The sequence below is a fragment of the Sphingobium sp. L-44 genome (assembly GCF_056859495.1).
Map to the genome: position 1 here is coordinate 97775 of NZ_JBSXOQ010000053.1, position 17931 is coordinate 115705.

At 65.3% G+C, this 17931-nt stretch carries 17 protein-coding genes and 1 rRNA gene; 10 read left to right on the forward strand and 8 right to left on the reverse strand.

The genetic code is table 11. The features are described 5' to 3' along the window. Window positions 1–17 precede the first annotated feature (17 nt). Window positions 18–497, forward strand: a complete 480-nt coding sequence (locus AC13EK_RS05020) for a hypothetical protein (RefSeq protein WP_069338922.1) — start codon at window positions 18–20, stop codon at window positions 495–497. On the opposite strand, the gene AC13EK_RS05025 is transcribed toward AC13EK_RS05020, so the two are convergent. From AC13EK_RS05025 to yczE, 3 genes are all read right to left on the reverse strand, one after another. Further along, the gene (locus AC13EK_RS05025; protein ID WP_004209140.1) at window positions 498–1004 is read right to left on the reverse strand and encodes a DUF1993 domain-containing protein; all 507 of its coding nucleotides are present in this window, start codon (window positions 1002–1004) and stop codon (window positions 498–500) included. Window positions 1005–1020: 16 nt separating this feature from the next. Further along, window positions 1021–2214, reverse strand: coding sequence for an NHL repeat-containing protein (locus AC13EK_RS05030; RefSeq protein ID WP_069338921.1), 1194 nt, complete (start codon window positions 2212–2214; stop codon window positions 1021–1023). 139 nt (window positions 2215–2353) lie between these two features. Beyond that, a complete protein-coding gene (gene yczE, locus AC13EK_RS05035; RefSeq protein ID WP_069338930.1) occupies window positions 2354–2959 on the reverse strand; it encodes a membrane protein YczE in 606 nt (201 codons plus the stop codon). Between the two features lie 88 nt (window positions 2960–3047). Here yczE and yczR point away from each other — a divergent pair, with 88 nt between their 5' ends. Then, a complete protein-coding gene (gene yczR, locus AC13EK_RS05040) occupies window positions 3048–4511 on the forward strand; it encodes a MocR-like transcription factor YczR (protein WP_069338929.1) in 1464 nt (487 codons plus the stop codon). 69 nt (window positions 4512–4580) lie between these two features. On the opposite strand, the gene ppa is transcribed toward yczR, so the two are convergent. Further along, window positions 4581–5123 carry an inorganic diphosphatase gene (ppa, locus tag AC13EK_RS05045; RefSeq protein WP_004209136.1) on the reverse strand — a complete coding sequence of 181 codons (543 nt, stop codon included), beginning with the start codon at window positions 5121–5123 and terminating at the stop codon, window positions 4581–4583. Window positions 5124–5160: 37 nt separating this feature from the next. Then, window positions 5161–7092, reverse strand: coding sequence for a M61 family metallopeptidase (locus AC13EK_RS05050; RefSeq protein WP_069338928.1), 1932 nt, complete (start codon window positions 7090–7092; stop codon window positions 5161–5163). 140 nt (window positions 7093–7232) lie between these two features. On the opposite strand from AC13EK_RS05050, the gene hisS reads away from it, so the two are divergent. The 6 genes from hisS to AC13EK_RS05080 all read left to right on the forward strand — a co-directional run bounded on the left by hisS (window position 7233) and on the right by AC13EK_RS05080 (window position 14642). Then, a complete protein-coding gene (gene hisS / locus AC13EK_RS05055; RefSeq protein WP_069338920.1) occupies window positions 7233–8495 on the forward strand; it encodes a histidine--tRNA ligase in 1263 nt (420 codons plus the stop codon). After that, window positions 8495–9586, forward strand: a complete 1092-nt coding sequence (gene prfA / locus AC13EK_RS05060; RefSeq protein WP_017499489.1) for a peptide chain release factor 1 — start codon at window positions 8495–8497, stop codon at window positions 9584–9586. The genes hisS and prfA overlap by 1 nt, the downstream gene beginning before the upstream one ends. Continuing rightward, window positions 9583–10404, forward strand: coding sequence for a peptide chain release factor N(5)-glutamine methyltransferase (prmC, locus tag AC13EK_RS05065; protein ID WP_069338919.1), 822 nt, complete (start codon window positions 9583–9585; stop codon window positions 10402–10404). The genes prfA and prmC overlap by 4 nt, the downstream gene beginning before the upstream one ends. A gap of 311 nt (window positions 10405–10715) precedes the next feature. Then, window positions 10716–11483: a DUF4167 domain-containing protein gene (locus tag AC13EK_RS05070; RefSeq protein WP_037519196.1), complete on the forward strand. Its 768-nt coding sequence runs from the start codon at window positions 10716–10718 to the stop codon at window positions 11481–11483. A 191-nt stretch (window positions 11484–11674) separates the two neighbouring features. Then, on the forward strand, window positions 11675–13078 hold the full coding sequence (locus tag AC13EK_RS05075) for a DUF4139 domain-containing protein (protein ID WP_037519194.1): 1404 nt from the start codon (window positions 11675–11677) through the stop codon (window positions 13076–13078). 13 nt (window positions 13079–13091) lie between these two features. Then, window positions 13092–14642 carry a DUF4139 domain-containing protein gene (locus tag AC13EK_RS05080; protein WP_277788251.1) on the forward strand — a complete coding sequence of 517 codons (1551 nt, stop codon included), beginning with the start codon at window positions 13092–13094 and terminating at the stop codon, window positions 14640–14642. 5 nt (window positions 14643–14647) lie between these two features. Here the strand turns inward: AC13EK_RS05080 and AC13EK_RS05085 are convergent, their stop codons facing one another. Further along, on the reverse strand, window positions 14648–15028 hold the full coding sequence (locus AC13EK_RS05085) for an acyl-CoA thioesterase (RefSeq protein ID WP_004209127.1): 381 nt from the start codon (window positions 15026–15028) through the stop codon (window positions 14648–14650). Further along, window positions 15018–15317 carry a hypothetical protein gene (locus AC13EK_RS05090; RefSeq protein WP_004209126.1) on the reverse strand — a complete coding sequence of 100 codons (300 nt, stop codon included), beginning with the start codon at window positions 15315–15317 and terminating at the stop codon, window positions 15018–15020. Before AC13EK_RS05090 ends, AC13EK_RS05085 begins: the two co-directional genes overlap by 11 nt. An 85-nt stretch (window positions 15318–15402) precedes the next feature. On the opposite strand from AC13EK_RS05090, the gene AC13EK_RS05095 reads away from it, so the two are divergent. Further along, window positions 15403–15831 (forward strand): CBS domain-containing protein, encoded by a 429-nt coding sequence (locus AC13EK_RS05095; RefSeq protein WP_004209125.1) that lies wholly within the window; start codon window positions 15403–15405, stop codon window positions 15829–15831. Between the two features lie 38 nt (window positions 15832–15869). Here AC13EK_RS05095 and AC13EK_RS05100 read toward each other — a convergent pair whose 3' ends face one another. Beyond that, the gene (locus AC13EK_RS05100; RefSeq protein WP_069337050.1) at window positions 15870–17357 is read right to left on the reverse strand and encodes a lipopolysaccharide biosynthesis protein; all 1488 of its coding nucleotides are present in this window, start codon (window positions 17355–17357) and stop codon (window positions 15870–15872) included. 444 nt (window positions 17358–17801) lie between these two features. Between AC13EK_RS05100 and AC13EK_RS05105 the strand changes: the two genes are divergently transcribed. Next, window positions 17802–17931 (forward strand): 16S ribosomal RNA (locus tag AC13EK_RS05105); the annotation flags it as partial.

Genomic DNA, 17931 nt, shown 5'->3' on the forward strand with positions numbered 1-17931 from the left:
CGGTTTATCAGGCGCTCATGCGTGTCGTCCCGATCCTTGCCCTGATGCTGCTTTCCGCCTGCTCGCGCAGCAGCGAAGTGGCCGACGAATTGCCCAACAGCTCGCTGGCCGGCGCCCCGCGCGAGGCGATGCCCGAAACCCGGATCGAGGCGACCCTGGCCCGGCCGGTGACGATCGGCGAGGATGGCCCTCGGCTCGACGCCTGCGGCGCGATGGGACAGGCGACCCGTGTCGGCCCGCAGGGATTGAGCGTCCGGTCCGCCCCCTTTGCCGAGGCGAAGGTGCTGGCGCAGCTGGCCGAAGGCGCACGGGTGCATGTCTGCACCCGCAGCATCGACCAGAAATGGCTGGGCGTGGTGATCCCGCCGCCAGTGACCGAAAGCGCGGCGCCGACCGATTGCGGCGTGCGCGAACCGGTCGACCGCAAGCAGGCCTATGCCGGTCCCTGCGTCAGCGGCTGGGTCTCCAGCGCCTATGTCCGGCTGGTCGCGGGCTGATTACAGCCCGCCCAGATAATCCAGCTTGCCCAGCGGCACGCCGGCCTGGCGCAGCAGGGCATAGGCGGTCGTCAGGTGGAAATAGAAATTGGGCAGCGAGAAGGTGAGCACATGGCTGCGCCCGGTGGAGGAAAATTCGCCGCGCGAAGTCTTGAGGATGACGGTCGCCTCCTCGCGCCCGTCGATCCTGTCGCGCGGCACCGATTCCAGGAAGGCGATGGTGCGGGCGATGCGATCCTGCAGGTCGGCGAACGTCTCCTCCGTGTCGGGCAGGGGGAAGGGCTCCAGCTCGCCGATGCGGATGACCGCGCCCTTGGCGCTGTCGGTGGCAAGCTGCACCTGCGCGGTCAACGGGCGCATATCCTCGATCAGGCGGGCGCCGGTCAGCGTGGCGGGATCGATCCCCTGTTCGGCGGCAAAGGCGGCGCCCTTGTCGAGCAGGGTGGAGAGGACGCGCAGGCCACGCAGGAAGGCGGGGACGGTCAGGTCGTAGAGTTCGGTCGCCACGTTGCGAGGATTCCCTTCATTCGATGCCGGTGAAGACCAGCTTCTGCACGCGGCGGCCGGTATTCACTTCGGTCGCATAGATATTACCGGCGCTGTCGGTATCAATGCTGTGCAGCCAGGTGAATTGCCCCGCCTGTCGCCCGATCCGGCCGAAGGCGCCAAGCACGGTGTGGGTCTTGCGCTCCAGCACCCAGATGCGGCCGTTCATCATGTCGGCGACATAGAGATAGGTCTGTTCCGGATCGGGCGAGAAGGCGATGTCGGTGACGGTGTGGGTGCCGCCGGTTTCCGGCGCGATCGCCAGGTCGCGCACGAAGGTCAGGCCGCCATCCTTCTCCCGCTTGAACAGTTGTGCGCGGTTATTGTTGCGGTCGCAGACATAGAGGTGGCCGTCATTCGTTGGCACCACGCAATGGACGATGCTGTTGAAGATGGCGGCCTTGGGATCGGCGACCCGGCTGGGATCGACGGCATGGCTCTGGTCGAACGTGCCCTGCAGCACCGGGCCGCTCGGCGGCTTGCCATAGGCGCCCCAGCGGCCCTTGTAGTTGTTGGTCCGGTCGTCGAAGCCGATCACGCGGCGGTTCACATAGCCGTCGGAAATCAGCACCATGCCGTCGCTGTGATTGACGTCGGACGGGTTGCCGAGCCGGTCGGTCGCATCATTGCCACCGGTCTTGTCGCGCCGGCCGAAGCTGCGGATATATTTGCCTTCGGGCGTATAGTTCATGACGACATGGTCGCCCTTGCCATTGCCGCCGAACCAGACGCTGCCGGCCTTGTCGACGAAGATGCCGTGCAGGCTGGCGGGCCATTGATTGACGCCGTCGACCGTGGGGGCGCTGTCGGCGCCGCCCCAGCCGCCCAGATAGCGGCCATCCTGGGCGAAGCGCACCACCGGCGGGGCGGGCTTGCAGCAGACGGCGGTGGCGGGCGATTCGGCAAGGCCGGTGTCGGTCGCGGTCAGGCTGTGCGGCCGATGCACGACCCAGACCGAATCGTCCGGGCCGACCGCGACGCCGCTGACCTGACCCAGCAGCAAATCCTCTGGCATGGCCGGCCAGGCGGCATCGACCTTGAAGCGCGGCATCTTGGTGCCGGCGGGTGCGATCTGCTCGAAGGCGAGGGGGGCGAGTGCCTGTTCCGGTGGCGCGGCGGAGACGGCCACGGCGAAGGGCAGGGTGAGGGCAGCGGCGAGGAAGGCGCGCATGGCGGGGACTCCTTGATCGTCGGGAATGGCGGAGGCGGGATCATGCCCGACTGCCCGGTCCGGTCAAGAAAGGTGCGACGTATTTTCAATGCAGAAAAGGACCGGCCGACGGGTTTCTGTCGGCCGGTCAGGGGGCAACTTATGTCGCGATCGCCGGGCGCTCGGGCGGCGTGATCGTGAAGAAGGGCAGGGCATGGTGGACGATCCAGCCGATCGTCGCGGCATAGACGATGGTGCCGATGCCGACCGTGCCGCCCAGCATCCAGCCGGTCGCCAGCACCGCGATCTCGATGCCGGTGCGCACCCATTTGACCGGCCAGCCGTTGCGGCGGCACAGGCCCGTCATCAATCCATCGCGCGGCCCCGGCCCAAGCCCGGCGCCGATATAGGCGCCACCGGCAATGCCATTGAGCAGGATCCCCGCGCCCAGCCAGGCGGCGCGCATCGCATAGCCGTCCGGCGTCGGCAGAAAATGGAGGCTGATGTCCACCGCCGTGCCGATCACCACTATGTTGCAGACCGTGCCGATCCCCGGCCGCTGCCGCAATGGCCACCAGAGCAGCAGCACGACCGCGCCGACCAGGTTGACCGTCATGCCGAAGCTGAGGCCGAGCTTGGGCGCCAGCCCCTGATGCAGCACATCCCAGGGATCGAGCCCCAGATTGGCGCGCAGCATCAGCGCCATGGCAAAGCCGTAGAGCACAAGGCCCCAGAAGAGCTGGAAGAGGCGGCGGGTCATCATCATGGGCATCAGGCCTAGTTGAATTGGCCTTTTACAAAAGGACCAATGGCGCGTAAGTGGCCTTCAAATCTCTCTGATTGGATTGATCGCCATGTCCACTTCCTTCCTTCGGCCCCCCTCGCTGCTGCGGTTGCTGGGCGCCTGGCGCGCGCAGGACAGTGCCGAGCCGGCCTATCGCCAATTGGCGCAGGCGCTGCGGATGCTGGTGCTGGACGGGCGGATCGGCCTCAATGTCCGGTTGCCCGGCGAACGGGAACTGGCCGCCGCGCTGGGGCTCAGCCGCACGACCATCGCCGCCGCCTTCGATCGGCTGCGCGACGAGGGCTATCTGGAAAGCCGGCAGGGGTCGGGCAGCGTCACCCGTCTGCCGCCCGGCCGGGTCGAGACCCCGACGCCCGATATCGACGGCGTGACTGGCGACAATCTGCTCAACTGGACCCATGCCGCGCTGCCGGCCGCGCCCGGCGTGGGCCTGGCCTATGCCCATGCGGTCGAGGCGCTGCCCGCCTATCTGGGCGATCTGGGCTATGATCCGCTCGGCCTGCCGGTGCTACGCCGGGCGATCGCCGCCCATTATGAGCGGCGTGGCTGCCCGACCGATCCCGACCAGATCATGATCACCAACGGCGCGCAGCAGGGTTTCTCGCTGCTGCTGCAATGGCTGGCGGGGCCGGGCGACCGGGCGGTGATCGACCATCCCACCTATCATAATGCGATCCAGGCGTTGCAGCGGGCCAATGTCGTGCCGGTGCCGGTTGGCCTGCCGGTCCATGGCTGGGATATCGACGCCATGGACGCGGCCTTCCGCCAGACCGCGCCGCGCTTTGCCTATATCATCGCCGATTTCCACAATCCCACCGGGCGCAGCATGGACCCGGCGACCCGCCGCGCGCTGGTTGCGGTGGCGATGCGCACCCACACGCCGCTGGTGATCGACGAAACGATGGTGGCGATGGGCCTCGACGGATCGCCGCCGCCGCCGGTCGCCTGCCATGATCCCTCGGGCCGCCATGTCATCACTTTGGGGTCGGCCAGCAAGATCTTCTGGGGCGGGCTTCGGGTTGGCTGGATCCGCGCCGATCCGCAGACCGTGGCCGCGCTCGGCCGTATCCGCACGACGATGGACATGGCCAGCCCGGTGGTCGAGCAGCTTGCCGTCGCCCAGCTGATGGATGCGGACGAAGGGCTGGGGCCGCGCGCGGCGATGCTGCGCGACCGGCGCGACCATCTGCTGGCGCAGCTGGAAAAACATCTGCCGCACTGGCGGGTGGAATCGCCTGCCGGCGGCCTGTCGCTCTGGGCCGAACTGCCCCGCGCGGAGGCGAGCGCGCTCGCGGCGCTCGCCGGCAATCATGGCGTGCGCATTGCGGCGGGGCCGCGCTTCGGCGTCAATGGTGCGTTCGAGCGGTTCCTGCGCCTGCCCTTCACCCTGCCGCAAGCGCAGCTCGACATGGGCGTCGCCCGACTGGTGGAGGCGGATGCCCGGCTCCACGCCCGCACCCCGCGCGGCCGCGATCCGCTGGCCCTCGCCCTGGAGGCCGACCGATTGATCTGACCCATAAGGAAAGGGCCGCGCGGATCATCACCGCGCGGCCCTTTTCAGTCGGCTATACCGAGAAGGGACTCAGCCCTTCTTCTTCTCGGCCTGATAGCGTTCGATCGCTTCCAGCGTGATCCGCTTGGCGTCTTCCGCGCCACCCCAGGTGCCGATACGCACCCACTTGGTCTTTTCCAGATCCTTATAGTGGGTGAAGAAATGCTCGATCTGCTCCATCACGATGGTGGGCAGATCGTCCTTCTCGCCGACATTATTATAATAGGGGAAGGTCTTGTTGTCCGGCACACAGACCAGCTTCTCGTCGCCGCCGGCTTCGTCTTCCAGGTTCAGCACGGCGATCGGGCGCGCACGCACGACCGAGCCGGGCACGAACGGCGAACGGGCGATGACCAGCGCGTCGAGCGGATCGCCATCGGGCGACAGGGTGTGCGGCACGAAGCCGTAATTCGCCGGATAGCGCATCGGCGTGTGCAGGATGCGATCGACGAACAGCGCGCCCGAGGCCTTGTCGAACTCGTACTTCACGGGTTCGCCGCCAACCGGCACCTCGATGATGACGTTCAGGCTGTTTGGCGGATCTTCGCCGACGGGGATCAGGTCAATATTCATGCATCTTCGCCTTTTACATGCGGTTGCTTGGAAATCTTCAGGTGCGCGGCTGCAGCAGCTTGTCGAGGCTGCCTTCGCCGGTGCCGGTCTTTTCGAGGTGCGGATAGCGCAGGCCATCCGAATAAGCGAGGGTCAGGGTACGATAATATTTGTCCTGCTTTAGGATAAGCTGGATCGGCTTCTTCGCGTCCTTAGCCTCGGTCAGCGCCGTCTTGAATGCGTCGCCCGAATATTCATTGCCGTTCACCGCAATAATCTTCGATCCTACCGCAAGACCGGCCTTGAATGCTGCGCTGTTCCAGATCACCGCCGCGATATCGCCGTCATTCTTGACCGTCAGGCCCACGCCAAAGCTCTGGTCGACCGTCTTCTGCGCGCCTTCGGCCGCCTTGGTGATGGCATTGGGCGTATCGGTATAGATCAGCTTGTAGCCGCCCAGGGTGAAGCCGCCCTTGGGTGTTTCCGTGGTGGGGCTGTCGACATATTTGTGGAACAGGCCGGCCCAGTCATAGGGGGCGACGCCGTTCAGCGTGTCGATCACGTCCTGGCGATTATAGACGACCTGGCCCCAGTCGCCCGGCTTGATGCCGAAAAAGGCCTTGGCGAAATCGTCGATGCCCTTGGCGCCCCTGGTCTGCTGGCGCAGGATGCCATCGACCTCCAGCCAGATCATCAGGCCTTCATTATAATAATCCTCCGACCGCTGCCAGTTGGCCCAGCCTTTGGGACGGCGGGCGGAGATGATCGGATCATTGGTGGTGTCCACCATCGGCCGCCATTCGCGGCCGCGCGTGGTGTCCAGCTTCGCCGCGATCTGGGCATAGGCGTCCAGCGTCTCCTGCTTGGAGAACATGCCCGAACGCGCGCCCAGCACATAGCCCCAGAACTGGGTCTGGCCTTCATAGACCCACAGCAGGCTGTCCTGCATCGGCACGTCGAAATTGGGCGTCCACAGCAGGTCGGGGCGGCGGAACTTGCCGTCCCAGCTATGGGTGAATTCATGCGGCAGCAGGTTGCGGTCGAGCAGTGCCTCGCCCGAATCCCACTTCTTGAAATAGCCCGGCTCGACCTGATTCTCGGACGAGCGATGATGTTCCAGGCCAATGCCGCCCATTTCGTCGGTGATCGACAGCAGGAAATCATAATGGTCGAAATGATAGGTGCCGAACGCGGCGCCGGCTTCGGCCACCAGCTTCTTGTGCTTGGCGATCTGGTCGGTGTTGAACACCAGTTCGTCGGCATCGTCGGCAACGATGTTCAGCGTGACGTTATGGCCCAGGTCCACCGCCTTGAAATGGGTGCCGGCAAAGACCGGCGAGTCCTGCAGCGCCTCATAGTCGATCACGTCATAGGCGATGGTGTCGCCGCTGCGCTTGCCGCGCAGCGCGGTCGCCGCCTGCCAGCCGGCGGGATAGGTGACATTGGCCTGCACCGGGATCTGGCGGGTATAATAGCCGGCCGGGTAGAGCGAGACATCTTCCCACTGGATATTCTGCATCTTGGGCGTCACGACGACGCGACCCTGGTTGGTCGCGGTTGCCGACAGGAACTGGAACTGCGCCACGACCTGCTTGGTGCCGGCCGGCACGTCGATCTCGAACGCATAGACGTTGAGCGGATTGCGCTTCCAGCTGATCGGCTTGCCGTCGGCGGTGAAGGTCAGGCCGGTCAGCTTCTCGATCGGGCCGCGCGGGGCATGATTGCCGGGCAGCCATTCGGGCATCAGCAGGGTCATCGGGCCGCTCGACGCGACGGGAATGGTTTCCTTCACGCGGAAGATGCGCTGCACCGTGTCGGTGGCGTCGACGTCAAGGCGGATCGTGCCGCCCGGATAGGGGACATCCTTGGGCATCGGCTTGGCGCTGTCGACGGGCAGGGCGGTCGGCTTGGAACGGATGACATCCTGCGCCAGCAACGGGCTGGCAATCGCGGTCGAAAGGCAAAGGGCGGCAGCAAGGCTGCGGATCATGACGGTCTCCAGAAAAGGAACGGGGGCCGGACGGCCCGTCTGTCCCAAGCATGGCGGGGCGAATCGCCCGCGTCCACCCCTTATGCCGCCATAAAAAGCGCGTTTCCTTGGGCCGCGATTATCGTTAAAGGCGCTGCCCCATGGCGAAGATCGAAACGCCGCGCCCGGTGCGCGGAACGCAGGACATGTTGGGCGGCACGGCGGAGGCGTTTCAGGAACGCTTCGCCCATGTCGTCACCACCTTTGACCGGGTGCGCAAACTCTATGGATTCCAGCGGGTTGAAGTGCCCGTCTTTGAATCGACCGCGGTGTTCGCCCGTTCGCTGGGCGAAAGCACCGACGTCGTGTCGAAGGAAATGTACACGTTCGAGGATCGCGGCGGCGACAGCATCACCCTGCGCCCCGAATTCACCGCCGGCATCTCGCGCGCCTATATTACCGAGGGTTGGCAGCAATATGCGCCGCTGAAGGTCGCGACCCATGGTCCGCTGTTCCGTTACGAGCGCCCGCAAAAGGGCCGCTTCCGCCAGTTCCACCAGCTCGACGCCGAAATCCTTGGCGCGGGCGAGCCGGCGGCCGATGTCGAGCTGCTGGTGCTGGCCGACCAGCTGCTGCGCGAACTGGGCGTGTCGGAAGGCGTGACCCTCAACCTCAACACGCTGGGCGACGCGGAAAGCCGCGAAGCCTGGCGCGCCGCGCTGATCGCCCATTTCGAGGCGCATCGCGGCGAGCTGTCGGAAGAAAGCATCGACCGGCTGGCAAAGAATCCGCTGCGCATCCTCGATTCCAAGGATCCGCGCGACCGCCCGATCGCCGACAGCGCGCCGGACATCGACGCCTATCTGACCGACGAGGCGCGCAGCTTCTTCGACAAGGTGACCAGCGGCCTCGACGCCGCCGGTGTCGCCTGGGAACGCAATTCGCGGCTGGTGCGCGGCCTCGATTATTATCGCCACACCGCGTTCGAGTTCATCACCGATCGCCTCGGCGCACAGGGCACGGTGCTGGGCGGCGGTCGCTATGACGGCCTGATCGAAAATCTGGGCGGTCCGTCGACCCCGGCGGTTGGCTGGGCAGCGGGGATCGAGCGGCTGGCGATGCTGATCGATCAGCCGGCGATCGACAAGCCGCAGATCGTGCTGATCCCGATGGGCGAGGCGGCCGAAGCAAAGGCGACCGGCATCATCGCCGATCTCCGCCGCGCCGGCATCGCCTGCGACATGGGCTATCGCGGCAATATGAAGAAGCGGATGCAACGCGCCAACGCGTCGGGTGCCGCCTGGGCTATCATCCTGGGCGACGACGAACTGATGCGCGGTGAGGCGGCGGTCCGCAACCTTGGCACTGGCGAGCAGCAGGCGGTTGCGCTTGATGCCCTGATTGGGACGGTGACGGCACTCTGATGCACATTTCCGCCGAACGCATCGCGCAGATCGAGGCGCGCCGGGACGAGGTGCAGGCGTCGATGACGCGCGCCGACCTCGCGCCCGATGCGTTCGTGAAACTGTCCAAGGAATATGCCGAGATCGAGCCGGTGGCACGGGCCGCGCATGAAGTGCGCCGGCTGCGTCAGGAACTGCGTGCGCTCGAACAGATGGCCGGCGGCGAGGACAGCGATGCCGATCCGCTGATGCGCGAAATGGCGCAGGAGGAAATGCAGCTGCTCAAGGGGCAGTTGCCCGATGCCGAGCGCGCGCTGGCGCTGCAGCTGCTGCCCAAGGATTCGGCCGATGCCCGCCCGGCGATGCTGGAAATCCGCGCCGGCACCGGCGGCGACGAGGCCGCGCTATTCGCCGGCGACCTGTTCCGCATGTATCAGCGCTATGCCGATACCCAGGGCTGGAAGATGGAGATGATCTCCGCCAACGCCTCGGAACAGGGTGGTTTCAAGGAAGTGGTCGCCAGCATCAACGGCACCGGCGTCTTCGCCAAGCTGAAGTTCGAGAGCGGCGTGCATCGCGTCCAGCGCGTGCCGGTCACCGAAAGCGGCGGCCGCATCCACACCAGCGCGGCGACCGTCGCGATCCTGCCCGAGCCGGAGGAGGTCGACGTCCAGATCGCCGATAGCGACCTGAAGATCGACATCTACCGCGCGTCGGGCGCTGGCGGCCAGCACGTCAACACCACCGATTCCGCCGTGCGCATCACCCATTTGCCGACCGGCATCGTCGTGACGCAGCAGGATGAGCGCTCGCAGCACAAGAACAAGGCCAAGGCGATGCAGGTGCTGCGTGCCCGCATCTATGAAGCGGAGCGGGAGCGCACCCAGAGCGAACAGGCCGGCGCGCGCAAGGCGATGGTCGGATCGGGCGACCGGTCGGAGCGCATTCGCACCTATAATTTCCCGCAAGGGCGGGTGACCGACCACCGCATCAACCTGACCCTGCACCGCCTGCCCGAAATTCTCGAAGGGCCGGGCCTTGCCGAAGTGATCGACGCGCTGGTGGCCGAGGATGAGGCCGCGCGCCTCGCCCAGCTGGACGGGGTGGCGTGAGCGTCGCCGATGCGCTGCGCGACGCCACTGTCAGCTTAGCCGCGGTCAGCGACACCCCGCGACTCGACGCCGAACTGCTGATGGCCCATGCATTGGGCATCGGTCGCAACGACCTGTTGCTGCGCCAGCGCGACCTGTCTGTCCCTGTCACTTTCGCTGTCCATCTGCAGCAGCGGCTGGCCGGCGCGCCGATCGCCCATATCCTGGGCAGCCGCGATTTCTGGACGATCAGCCTGGCCGTCACGCCTGACGTATTGATCCCGCGCCCGGACAGCGAGACGCTGATCGAGGCGGCGGTCGATCATTTCCGCGATCGTGCGCCGACGACCATATTGGACCTTGGCACCGGATCGGGCGCGCTGCTGCTCGCCGCGCTCGACCAGTGGCCCGATGCGATGGGGCTGGGCATCGACGCCTCGGCCGCCGCGCTGGCGGTGGCGCAGGGCAATGCCGACCGGCTGGGCATGGGGACGCGCGCGCGCTTCCAGCTGGGGGATTGGGCGGCCGGCGTGACCGGACCGTTCGACCTGCTGCTGATCAACCCGCCCTATATCGCGACCGACGCGCCGCTCGCCGGCGATGTGCTGCATGATCCGGCCAGCGCCCTGTTCGCCGGTGCCGACGGGCTGGACGATTATCGCCGCATCGCGCCGCAACTGCCCGCGCTGATCGCGCCGGGCGGCATGGCCGCGATCGAGATCGGCTATGATCAGGGGGAAAGCGTGTCGGCACTGCTGCGGGCACAGGGGCTGGGCGTGTCGCTGCGCCGCGACCTTGCGGGGCATGATCGCTGCCTCATCGCCACGCCGGGCGAATAAGAAGGCGGGATTTCACGCCACCACAGCGAAAATTGCTTGGTTTATCGCGTGAATGTCATTACATCGGGATCAGGAAAACCGCCATTCCGGCGACATGGCCTTATCAGGCCATTGATGGATAAGGCATTTTCCTGCTCCTGAAAGTCAAGATGGCGCTGCTGCGCAAGCGCCTCTGGTGGCTGAGGGCGTGGTCCGGTTCGGATCATGTCTGGCGGAGCCACATCCGGCCCCACGGAAGGGGCGGTGCTTGGGGATAGCAGCTGAACAGTGTTTTCAGTGAATATTATCATAGCGAACGCAAGGATCATGTCTTGATCAACAACCGGCAGGCCGGTCGCCGCAATCGCGGCCGGAATAATAACAACAACGGTCGTCCCAATGGCGGTAACCGGGGTGGTGGCGACAACGGCAACCGTATCGACAACCGCGCCCGCGGCAATGCGGCCCAGCTTCTTGAGAAATACAAGAATATGGCGCGCGATGCCCAGATGGCCGGCGACCGTGTGAACGCCGAATATTATCTGCAGTTCGCCGATCATTATTTCCGCGTGCTGGCCGACAATCGTTCGCGCCAGGAGGAGCAGCAGCAGCGCTTCCGCCGGAATGACGAGAATTTCGACGATGAGGGCGAAGAGTTCGAGGGCAATGAGGACGGCGCCGAAGAGGGCCGCACCGAACAGCCCGAGCGCGCCGAACGCGATTATGACCGTCGCGAACCGCGCGGCGAGCGTCAGGATCGCGGTGACCGCAATGATCGTGGCGACCGGGGCGACCGCAATCGTCGCGATCGCAACCGCCGCGACCGCCCGGTGGCCGAGGACGCGACCGAGCAGCAGCCGGTGGCAGCCGAACAGCCCGCAGAACTCGCAGCCGAACCGGCTGCCGAAGCGCCCAAGCCGCGTCGCGGCCGTCCGCGCAAGGCCGATGTCGCGCCGACCGAAGCGAATGAAGGCCTGGATGTCAGCATCCTGCCGCCCTCGATCGCCCGCGCCGATAATGACAGCGACACCGACGTGACCGAGGAAGCGCCCCGCAAGCGCACCCGTCGCGCCCGTCCGGCGACCGAAGCCGCCGAATAAGCGCGGCTTTCGAGCAACCCCAAAAACAAAAAGGGCGGTACCATCCCGGCGCCGCCCTTTTTGTTTGCAAATATAGCCGCTTGGGGCAGAAGTTCTCGCATGAGAGCCTGATCGTTTGAGGCGGAAGCGCTTTGCGCTTTCACCGATGACGTGAGTCAGGCTCTCTTCAAGGTCTTGGGAGTGCAGACCTGATGACGACTGTCCGCCTGTTGACCGGTCTGGCGCTGCTGCTGCCGGCCGCCGCCTTTGCCCAGACCGCTGCTGTCGATCCCACCGGCGCCACTGCCCAGGGCGATGTCGCCGTCACCATTTATAATGGCGGCCAATCGCTGGTGCAGGATGACCGGCAGTTGAGCGTCAATGCCGGCCGCAACCGCATCGAATTTCCCGACGTCTCGGCCCGGATCCGGCCCGAGACGGTCAATCTCTCCGGCCCCGGCTTCTCGATCGTCGAACAGAATTTCGATTTCGACCTGCTCTCGCCCGACAAGCTGATGGACAAGGCGGTGGGGCAGGAGGTGACGCTGGTGCGCACCAATCCCGCGACCGGCGCCGAAACCCGCGAGCGCGCCAAGATATTGGCGGCCAATGGCGGCATCGTCATGCAGATCGGGTCGCGGATCGAGGTGCTGCGCGACGATGGTCTGCCGGTGCGGGTGATCTTCGACCGGGTGCCGCCCAATCTGCGCGCCCGTCCGACCCTGTCGGTGACGATCGAGGCCGCGCGCGGCGGCACCGTGCCGGCCCGATTATCCTATCTGACGCCCAATCTCGGCTGGACGGCCGATTATGTCGCGCTGTTCGACGCGGCCAAGGGCGCGATGGACATGCAGGGCTGGGTGACGCTCACCAACAATACCGGCACGAGCTTCACCAATGCGAAGACGATCCTGGTCGCCGGCAATCCCGCCAATGGCGGGGGGCGGCGTAACTGGTGGCAGTCGTCTAGCGGTGCGATCGACCAGGCCGGCACCGAAAGCGGCCCGCGCGAGCGGCTGGGCGACTATTATCTCTATCCGCTGGCCGATCGCACGACCATCGCCAATGCCCAGCAGAAGCAGGTCAGCTTCCTCGACGTGAAGGGGGCGCCGGCGCGCGCCACCTATGAATATCTCAATAGCTGGATGGGCAGTTCGACCGAGCCGATGAGCGCATCGAGCGTGCTCAAATTCTCGACCTCGAAACAGGGCGGCCTTGGCGATCAACTGCCGGCCGGCACGATCCGCGTCTACATGCGCGACGCGCGGGGCGATCCACAGTTCATCGGCGAAAACAGCATCGACCATACGCCGATGGGTTCCTCGATGGCGCTGCGCACCGGCGAGGCATTCGACGTCAAGGTGCGCCCGACCGTCGAGCAGCGCACGAAGAAGGGTAGCCAGCGCTGGGAAACGCGGATGCGCTACACGCTCACCAACGCCCGGCCCGAAGCGGTTACGGTCGACCTGGCCCAGCAGGGCCTGTGGGGCGACACCCGCGTTACCGCACAAAGCCTGGAAGGCAGGCGCGTCTCCGCCGACCGGATGGAATGGAGCGTGCCGGTGCCGGCCAATGGCTCGGTCGATCTCAGCGTCACCTTCGATTCGCGCTACTGACCGGGCTGGCGCCGTGCTGCTGCGCGTCCTTGTCCTTCTTCTGCTGTGCCTCGGCATCGCGCCAGCGCGGGCGGGGACGGTGGTCTCTGCCAAGGCCGATTCGGTCTCGATCACCGTCTATCGCCAGCCCGGCCGCGCCAAGGGCGCGATCGATCCCAAATGGCCCGGCGGCTACGCGCTGATCAATGAGACTCGCATCATCGACCTGCCGAAGGGCGACTCGGTGGTGCGGTTCGAGGGCGTGGCAGAGGGACTGATGCCCGAAACCGCGATCCTCTCCGGCATGCCGCAGGGGGTGCGGGAGAAGAATCGCGATGCCCGGCTGCTCTCGCCCGCCGGTCTGGTCGACGCCTATCTCAAGCGCAGCGTCACCCTGCGCCGCACCGATCGCAAGACCGGCAAGGTCAGCGAGCAGGACGCGATCATCAGCGCCGGGCCGATGGGCGGCGTCATCGTCCAGACGGCGCAGGGCTATGAGGCACTGGGGTGCAGCGGCCTGCCCGAACGCATGCTCTATCCGCGCGTGCCGACCGACCTGTCGCCGCGTCCGACGCTATCGGTGATCGCCACTAGCGCCCGGCCGATCCGCGTCACGCTGCAACTCACCTATCTCGCCGAGGGTTTCGACTGGGCCGCCAATTATGTCGCCGACATGCAGGATGATGGCCGCCATCTCGACCTCATGGCCTGGCTGACCGTGGCCAATGGCGGCGTCACCGGCTTTGCCGACGCCCGGCTCAGCGTCATCGCCGGCCAGCCCAACAAACAGGGTCGCAAGGTGCAACCCCGTCCGACCGGCGGTCCGTTGTCGCTGCGCTGCTGGCCGATGGACATCACCAGTACCCATCCGCAGTGGGCGCTGTTCCCGATCGACATGCCGCAGGCCGAGGCGATGATGGATTCGGCGCAGGAGATCGTGCTGACCGCGCGTCGCGTTCCCGTGCCTATGATGGCCGCGCCGCCACCTCCGCCGCCGCCTCCACCTCCTCCACCGCCGGAGGATGTCGGCGACCTCAAACTCTATCGCGTCCCGGTGACGGTCGATGTCGCGGCGAAAGGCCAGAAACAGGTCGCCCTGCTGCGCCAGCCCGATGTGCTGGTCGAACGCCTTTATGCGGCGACGATCGACTATGGCGACGGCAATGGCCGCTCACGCCCGATGACGCTCCGCCTGCGGCTCCAGAATCGCAAGGCCGACGGCCTGGGACTCGCCATGCCGTCGGGCCGGGTCGCCCTGTTCGAGACGGTCGACGGCCAGCGCCTGCTCGCGGGCGAAACCGACATTGGCGACAAGGCGGAAGGCGAGCGGGTCGATTATGACATCGCCCAGAGCGCCGATGTCCGCATCATGACGGTCATCGGCGGCCAGTCGGCCAAGGCGCGGCGCTGGACGCTGGCCCTCACCAATGCGCGGCCGTTTGATGCGACGGCGGAAATCCTCATTCCCCACGACATCGCGCCGCGTCCGACGCAGATGGAGCGCCGCGGCAATAGCTGGGTGTGGCGCGCCATCATCCCGGCCAACGGCGAAATCAGCTACAGCTATGACCAGAAGCTGCGCTGACCTCCTCAATCGCCGGGAATGGGGCGGGGCCGGTGGGTCTCGTCCAGCGCGACGAAGGTGAAGACGCCGCTGGTCAGCGCCACCGTTTCCGCGCCGCCACCGCGAGTCGCGACCACGTCGATGCGGATCGCGACCGATGTGCGGCCGCGTTTCTCTTCCTGCGCATAGACCGACACCAGGTCGCCCATCAGGATCGGCGAGATGAACTTCATGCTCTCGATCGCGACCGTCGCCACCGCGCCCTGAGCGATTCGGCCCGCGACGATCCCCCCGGCAATATCCATCTGGCTCAGCACCCAGCCCCCGAAAATATGGCCATTGCTGTTGATGTCGGCCGGGCGCGGCACGACCCGCAATATCACTTCGCGATGGGGATCAATCGTCAAGCGGCACCTCGTCCTTCAGCCGGTCCATTACCTGGTCGTCATGCCCCGTCCCGGCGGAGAGGAAGACGAGCGCCATCAAGCCCGTTCCCAGCATGAAGGTCAACCAGACGCCCAATATGGTGGCGATGATCATGTGAACCGGCATCGGCCCGGTCCATAGCCGCAGGAACAGCAGGGCCGCGCCGACGCATAATGCGCCGATCAGCGCCATCCAGAGCATGATCCGGCGGAATCGCGACCAGGCGATCGCGGCGATCCGGGGATCGTCCAGGCCCTTTTTCTCTGTCATTCTCTTGCTCTCCTCCCTTTTCTTTGCGCCGCGAAAGTGGGATCATCAAGCGCAGAGACAGTAAGTCCACAAAAGGAGAGCGGCCATGACCATCGCGGCAATCTTGCAGGGCAAGGGGCGCGACGTCGTCCAGGTCCAGTCGACCGACAGCGTATTGTCGGTGGTGACCTTGCTGGCGGATCGACGCATCGGCTGCGTGCCGGTGGTCGATGGCGGTCAGGTGGTCGGCATCTTTTCCGAACGCGATGTCGTCTATCGTCTGGCCCAGCAAGGGGCAGAGGCGTTGAACCACACGGTCGCCGATGTGATGACCCGGCCCGCGATCACCATCGATGATCAGATGCCGGTGATCCACGCTTTGTCGCTGATGACCAAGCGGCGCATCCGCCATCTGCCGGTGGTGAAGGGCAGCGACCTGATCGGCCTGGTCTCGATCGGCGATCTGGTGAAGTTCCGCATCGACAATATCGAATCGGAAGCCGCCGCCCTGCGCGACTATATTCAGACCGCCTGACGAACCGTTTTGATGAATAGTGGGCGTCCGCCGATCCGTTAGGCGGGCGCCTGCACCGGCGGTGCGCGGCGCACGATCAGGCGCACCAACTCCATCAACGTGCCGCGCGCGCACAGCATCAGCGCCGCCAGGAAGGCGATGCCGCCGGCCGGCACCAGGATCGCCAGCCGGATCGGCGCGGCGAGCGGCGGCAGCAGGCGGTCGATCACCAGCACCACGCCAGCCATCAGGATGGCACAGCCGAGCCCCGGTGCGGCGGCACGAATCAGGTCGATCGCACGCAGCCCCATCGGCCCGCCTGCGAGCCGTGCGGTGACGATGGTCAGGATCGGGAAGGCGCCCAGCCATGCCCAGGCCAGGCCGATCGCCCCCCACTGGATTCCGATCAGGAAGGCGCTCGCCATCAATATCGCCCCGATCGCCGCGATTCGGGCGGTGGTGCCGGGGCGGCCCAATGCATTGCTGACCGGCGCGAACATCACCTGCAGCGTCATGAACGGCATGGCCAGCGCCAGGATTGCTACGAAGGGCGCCATCTCCAACCATTTCTGGCCGAACAAGGTCTCGACCAGCGGTTCTGCGGTGACGGCCATGCCCAGATAGATGGGGCAGGAGATCAGCATCAGCAGCCGCACCGCCTTGCAGAAGGACCAGGCCACCCGCGACACATCCTTCTGCATGCGGGCATAGGCAGGGAAAGCGACCTCGTTCAGCGGCGGGATGAACTTGCTGACGAAGATCTGGGTCAGGAACAGCGCTTCGGCATAAAGGCCCAGCTGATGTGGCGTGAGGACGCGGCCGCCGATGAAGATGTCGCTCTGGCTCTGGATGATCCAGAAGAGCTGGCTGCCGAGCAGCGATGCGCCATAGAGGATCATCGCCCGCGTGCCGGAGAAATCGAAACTGGGAATCGGGCGAAAGCCGGTGACCAGCATATAGCCCAGTGCCTTCACCCAGAATCCGGTCATCGGCGCGAACACCAATGTCCACACGCCCCAGCCCGACAGGGCACCGACCAGCGCCATCGCGGCCGAGGCGATCGCGGCGATCAGGTTGATGAAAGCGGGGCGCCGGAAATCCAGCGCGCGGGCGGTGATCGCCTCGGGAATCGCGATGAAGGGGGTGGAGAGATAGAGCAGTGCCTGCACCCGCAGCAGCTGCGCCACCATCGGCTGGTCATAATAGTCGGCGGCCAGCGGCGCGATCGCCAGTTGCAATAGCGCCAGGCTGCCGTTCAGCAGCAGCATGATGGTGAAGGCCTGACGCAGCCGGTGGGATTCGAGATCCTCCGACTGAACCAGCGCGGCGACCAGGCCATAGCCATTGAGGAAGGTGGCGAAGTTCAGGATCACTTGGGTCATGGCGAACAGGCCATAATCTTTGGGGTCGAGCAGGCGGATCACCGCCAGCGTCACCACCCAACTGAGAATCTGCGAGATGATCTGGCTGCCCGAGCGCCAGAATATCGCTTTCTTCACCCGTGCGCCAAACCCTGCGTCGGCGGCATCGGCCTGCTGTAACCCCATAGTCATCCTGTATCCCGTGGCGAAATGCCCGTATTTCGGGGTTTAGACCGGAACCGCCAAAAAAATGTGAAACAAAATTGCAAAAAGCGTTTGACGGTTCCGGCTGCCCCGCCTAGAGGGCTTTTCACCGGACGGGGCGCTGCCAAACGGAAGCGCTCGGAACGGTCGCCCACATAGACGGACACTGGTCCTCTGAACGAGAGTTTAGGGAACACTGGTTGTCCGGTTTTGATGTCGGTGCGGCTCTTTGACATTGTGATTTAGATGAAGGGACATGTGGGCGGCGGCCCTGGGTTCTTACCGCTTTCAGGCGTAGCGGTTCAGATAAATTTAGGCCGTTCCTATATGTCTCGATATATTGCACTAGAATATATTGTGGAGGAATGGCTCGTGAAAATGAGGGGTTCTGTTTGGGCTTATTCCGCCTGGATAGAATCGGACATCAAACTTGAGAGTTTGATCCTGGCTCAGAACGAACGCTGGCGGCATGCCTAATACATGCAAGTCGAACGAGATCTTCGGATCTAGTGGCGCACGGGTGCGTAACGCGTGGGAATCTGCCCTTGGGTTCGGA